Source organism: Ilyobacter sp., assembly GCF_041583315.1.
GTDB lineage: Bacteria > Fusobacteriota > Fusobacteriia > Fusobacteriales > Fusobacteriaceae > Ilyobacter.
Window position 1 is genome coordinate 1 of record NZ_JBFHGC010000205.1, and the last position, 4,634, is coordinate 4,634.

Sequence of the window (4,634 nt, forward strand, 5' to 3'; positions counted from 1 at the left end):
AATGCTCACTGGGGAGAGTATCCCTGTGGAAAAATCTCCGGGATCAAGGGTCGTAGGGGCAAGTATAAATAAAAACGGAAGTATAAAGATGAAAACAACTGCAGTGGGAGCTGATACTACCCTTGCAAAAATAGTGAAACTGGTGGAAGATGCCCAGGGGTCAAAGGCACCTATAGCCAGGATGGCAGATATTATCTCGGGATATTTTGTACCGGTGGTAATAGGAATAGCTTCTTTTTCAGCAGCAGCCTGGTATATCCTGGGGATCACAGGAAGGGTGGCTCTTTCCACGACACCTGGAATATTTTCCTTGAGTATATTTATAGCGGTACTGGTCATAGCCTGTCCGTGTTCTCTGGGACTTGCAACGCCTACAGCCATAATGGTGGGAACCGGAAAAGGAGCAGAGTACGGAATTCTCATAAAGGGTGGAGAAGCTCTGGAAATGGCACATAAGATAGACACGGTGGTTTTTGACAAAACAGGTACGATCACAGAGGGAAAACCAAAACTGACAGATGTGATAAGCTCTGGAGATATTGGAAATGATGAGATACTGAGACTGGCGGCATCGGCAGAGCTTCACTCAGAGCATCCCCTGGGAGATGCTATAGTGAAAGGAGCCAAAGAAAAAGGGATAAAACTTGCAGAGATAGAAAAATTTAACTCTATAACCGGAATGGGTATAGAGGCGGAGATAGAGGGCAGAACAATCCTCGTAGGGAACTATAAGCTCATGAAAAGCAAGGGTATAGAGGTGTCTTTTACCCGTGAGGAAGATCAGCTATCTAAAGAGGGTAAAACCCTTATGCTGGTGGCATCAGATGGTAAATTCCAAGGAGTAGTCGCTGTGGCAGACACTGTGAAAAAAACATCTAAAGAGGCTGTGGAAATCTTGAAAAACATGGGGATAAAGGTAGCCATGATAACAGGAGATAACAAGCTCACTGCTGAGGCTATAGCGAAACAGGTGGGGATAGAGATAGTGCTCTCGGAAGTCCTGCCTGAGGATAAATCTATAGAGGTAAAAAGACTGCAAAAAAATGGGGCCAAGGTGGCCATGGTAGGCGACGGTATAAACGATGCCCCTGCACTGGCACAATCAGATGTGGGGATAGCCATAGGAAACGGTACAGATATAGCTATAGAAAGTGCAGATATTGTTCTTATGAAGAGTGATATTAAAGATGTGGCTTCTGCAATACAGCTAAGTCATGCTACAATAAGAAATATAAAACAAAATCTTTTCTGGGCATTTGCTTATAACAGTATGGGGATACCTATAGCTGCAGGAGCTCTTTATCTCACCACCGGGCATCTGCTGAACCCCATGATAGCAGGAGCAGCAATGGCTATGAGCTCGGTATCTGTTGTGACCAATGCTTTGAGACTTAGATTTTTTAAACCTAAATTTTAAGGGGGGATGCACAGTGAATGAAAAAGAATGCTGTCAAATCCAGAAGGCACACCACTCGCCAGAGTTTAAGAGAAAGATAAGCAACAGGCTGAACCGTATAGAGGGACAGATAAGAGGGGTAAAGAGGATGGTGGATGAAGATGTGTATTGTGACGATATACTAAATCAGGTGGCCTCTATAAAATCTGCCATGGACGGAGTGGCAAAAGAACTTCTCGGAGCTCACATGAAAAGCTGTGTGGCGGAACAGATAAGAGACGGACATGATGAGGTTATAGAGGAACTATTTTACACAATAAAGAAACTTCTCAAATAAAAGACACAGAAACGCCATAAAAAAATGCTAACATATTTACTAGGAGGTGGAAGATATGGGAATTTTGAAATTATCTTTATACTTGACGGTTATGCTGGGAATGGGAGCTTACTTTAAAAAGCAGGTGGATGCCAAAAAAAGAAAATCACCTGTACCGCTTAAAACAACAAAAGGAATAATGAAGTAAAAATATTATAATATATAAAAGAAAATAAGAGTCCTGTAACAGGACTCTTTTTTAAACTTGAAAATAGGTGATGGATAATGAAAAAGATACTGGTGGTAGAAGATGAATGGAAGATGCGAAGGCTTATAAAAGATTATCTTGTAAAAGAAGGCTATCATGTGGATGAGGCCGGAGACGGGAAAGAGGCTGTGGAAATATTTGGTGAAGGTGCATATGATCTCGTAATACTTGATATAATGCTTCCTAAGATGGATGGATGGAGTGTATGCCGTGAAATAAGGAAGGGATCAATGGTTCCTGTAATCATGCTCACAGCCCGTAGTGAAGAGAGTGATCAGATTTTTGGATTTGAGCTTGAGGCAGATGAATATATAACAAAACCTTTTAACCCCACACTTCTTATAGCCAGGATAAAGGCTATATTCAGAAGGGCAGGGAAACCTGATAAAATAAGCAGGGGAGATATAGAAATAGATGAAGGAACCAGGAGGGTGGAGATAAAAGGTGAGTCAGTAGACCTTACCTCCAAGGAGTTTGAGATGCTACTTTATTTTGTACAGAACAGGGGTCTTGCCCTCTCGAGAGAAAAAATACTTAACTCTGTATGGGGTTGGGATTATTTCGGAGATGTGAGAACGGTGGATACCCATGTGAAAAGACTGAGAAAAAAAATAGGTGAAGTATACATCCAGACAATAAGGGGATTTGGATACCGTTTTGAGGAGGAATAATGAGAATAAGGACTAAAATTTTCTTTCTTATATTCAGTGTCGTACTCTTTATAATGATGGGTTTTTATGTAATTACAGAATTTTACCTTGAGAATTTTTATATAGAAAGCAAAAAAGAAAACCTGAAATCAGTATCCCAGGTTATCTCAAATCCCGGCCATCTTTTGGACTTTGAACAGCTGGAAAGGGACAATAATGTGACAATATATATAAGGCAGTTTTCTGATGATGCCTTTGTATCCTCAGAGGAATTTTATATAGAGGGACTGGAAGAAAAGGGAATACTTCAGAATATAAGATCTGGAAAACAGGTTTTTCAGAAGATAAAATTTGATGATCCCATGGGTGAATTTATGATTTTGTTCACCCCATATCAAAACAACAGGTTTGTGGAGATAAGAACCCCTATAAGCTCCATAAAAGAATCGGTCCAGGTGGCAAATCAGTATTACATGAGGATTATTGTCTATGCACTGGGATTTGGTATAGTTATGGCCTTTATTTTTTCCAAAAAAATAACCCAGCCTATCCTCCATCTCAAGGAGATAACCAAGGGAATATCAAATCTGAACTTCTCTCTGAAATTTTCATCTAAAAGAAAAGACGAGATAAGCGAGCTGGGAAAGAGTATAAACAGGATGGGGGACATTCTCCACGATACAATAGATGACCTAAATATTGCAAACTCAGAGCTAAAAAAAGATATTGAGAGAGAAAAAAAACTGGAAAGTCTCAGGAAAGAATTTGTAGCCAGCGTGAGTCATGAACTGAAAACTCCCATAGCTCTGATACAGGGGTATGCCCAGGGCCTAATGGAAGGCATAGCTACAGAAGAAGACAGGGATTTCTACTGCGGAGTAATAGTGGATGAGAGCAGAAAGATGGATGAACTTGTGAAGGAACTCCTTCTAATATCCCAGATAGAGGCAGGTTACCTGGAGCTGGACATCAGAAAAATAAATCTAGGGAAGATGATAAGGCAGGTAATGGATAAGTATTATATGGAGTTTGAAAAATACGAAATTTCTTATCCTGAGAAGGATATATCAGCCCTCGGAGACTGGAAATATATTAAAAGAGTGCTGGAAAACCTTGTGAGCAACGCCTTTAAATATACTCCGGTAAACGGAAAGATAAAAGTCTATGTCGAGGAAACCGGTGAGAAATACAGGGTAAAAGTCATAAACACATCTAGTGATCTGACTGAAGAGGACCTTGAAGAAATATGGGCTCCTTTTTATAGGGGTGACAAGTCTAGAAGCAGCGAAGGTACAGGACTTGGCCTCGCTATAGTAAAGGGTGTACTGGAAAAACATAAGAGCAGTTACGGGGCAGACCTCGAAAATGGAAAGGTAATTTTCTGGTTTGATCTGGATAAGGCAACTTAAGAAGGAGTCCACATGGACTCCTTTTTAGTTTAAAATATATACGTGGCTCCTAGAGATACCATGTAAGAATAATTTGACATTCCAGCTCCGCTGGAATCATATTCATTTATATAAGAACCGCTCCCATCGTCATTGTAATAATAAACTATAGCTTCATTCTCTCCAGTTTCTCTAAAATATTTCTGAAAATCTGCAGAAAATGTTACGATAAGGTTCTCCAATAAAAAATAATCTAAAGCCATTCCTAAGGATAGGTATGCCATATTTTCTATTTTATCATTATAATAGTCATCATAGTCATCGTAACCATCCGCGGTAGCACCGACTAAATATGAAGGTCCATTATCATTTACAGTATAACTTCCGGAGGGGTTATGGTGAATGTCTTCAGCTTCTCCCCAAGCCCATAAACTTCCTCTAATATATGAAGTAAACTTCCACTTGTCACTTAAATTATACTTAAGGTCTAGCCCAATATATGGCACATAATATTCTTGTTTATAAGAGATATTTTGTCCGTATAATTCTACATCTTGTGCTCTCAAATAAGATAAGTCATAGAAACTATATATCCCTGTTGCATCATAAGAGTTCC

Annotated in this window: 6 protein-coding genes; 5 read left to right on the plus strand and 1 reads right to left on the minus strand. The window is 39.8% G+C overall.

What is annotated here, in order from left to right; translation table 11 throughout:
* The 5 genes from ABZA26_RS08215 to ABZA26_RS08235 all read left to right on the plus strand — a co-directional run.
* Nucleotides 1-1,417: copper-translocating P-type ATPase (locus ABZA26_RS08215; RefSeq protein ID WP_372714042.1), on the plus strand; the 1,417-nt coding region annotated here is incomplete at its 5' end.
* Nucleotides 1,418-1,430: 13 nt separating this feature from the next.
* Entirely contained in the window at nt 1,431-1,733 is a 303-nt protein-coding gene (locus ABZA26_RS08220; protein WP_372714043.1) for a metal-sensitive transcriptional regulator, read from the plus strand.
* A gap of 55 nt (nt 1,734-1,788) precedes the next feature.
* Nucleotides 1,789-1,920 carry a hypothetical protein gene (locus ABZA26_RS08225; RefSeq protein ID WP_372714044.1) on the plus strand — a complete coding sequence of 44 codons (132 nt, stop codon included), beginning with the start codon at nt 1,789-1,791 and terminating at the stop codon, nt 1,918-1,920.
* A 77-nt stretch (nt 1,921-1,997) separates the two neighbouring features.
* Nucleotides 1,998-2,651 carry a response regulator transcription factor gene (locus ABZA26_RS08230; protein ID WP_372714045.1) on the plus strand — a complete coding sequence of 218 codons (654 nt, stop codon included), beginning with the start codon at nt 1,998-2,000 and terminating at the stop codon, nt 2,649-2,651.
* Nucleotides 2,651-4,039: a sensor histidine kinase gene (locus ABZA26_RS08235; protein WP_372714046.1), complete on the plus strand. Its 1,389-nt coding sequence runs from the start codon at nt 2,651-2,653 to the stop codon at nt 4,037-4,039. Before ABZA26_RS08230 ends, ABZA26_RS08235 begins: the two co-directional genes overlap by 1 nt.
* A 29-nt stretch (nt 4,040-4,068) precedes the next feature.
* Here the strand turns inward: ABZA26_RS08235 and ABZA26_RS08240 are convergent.
* Nucleotides 4,069-4,634, minus strand: a 566-nt coding sequence (locus ABZA26_RS08240) for an omptin family outer membrane protease (protein ID WP_372714047.1), incomplete at its 5' end; no start/stop codon positions are given.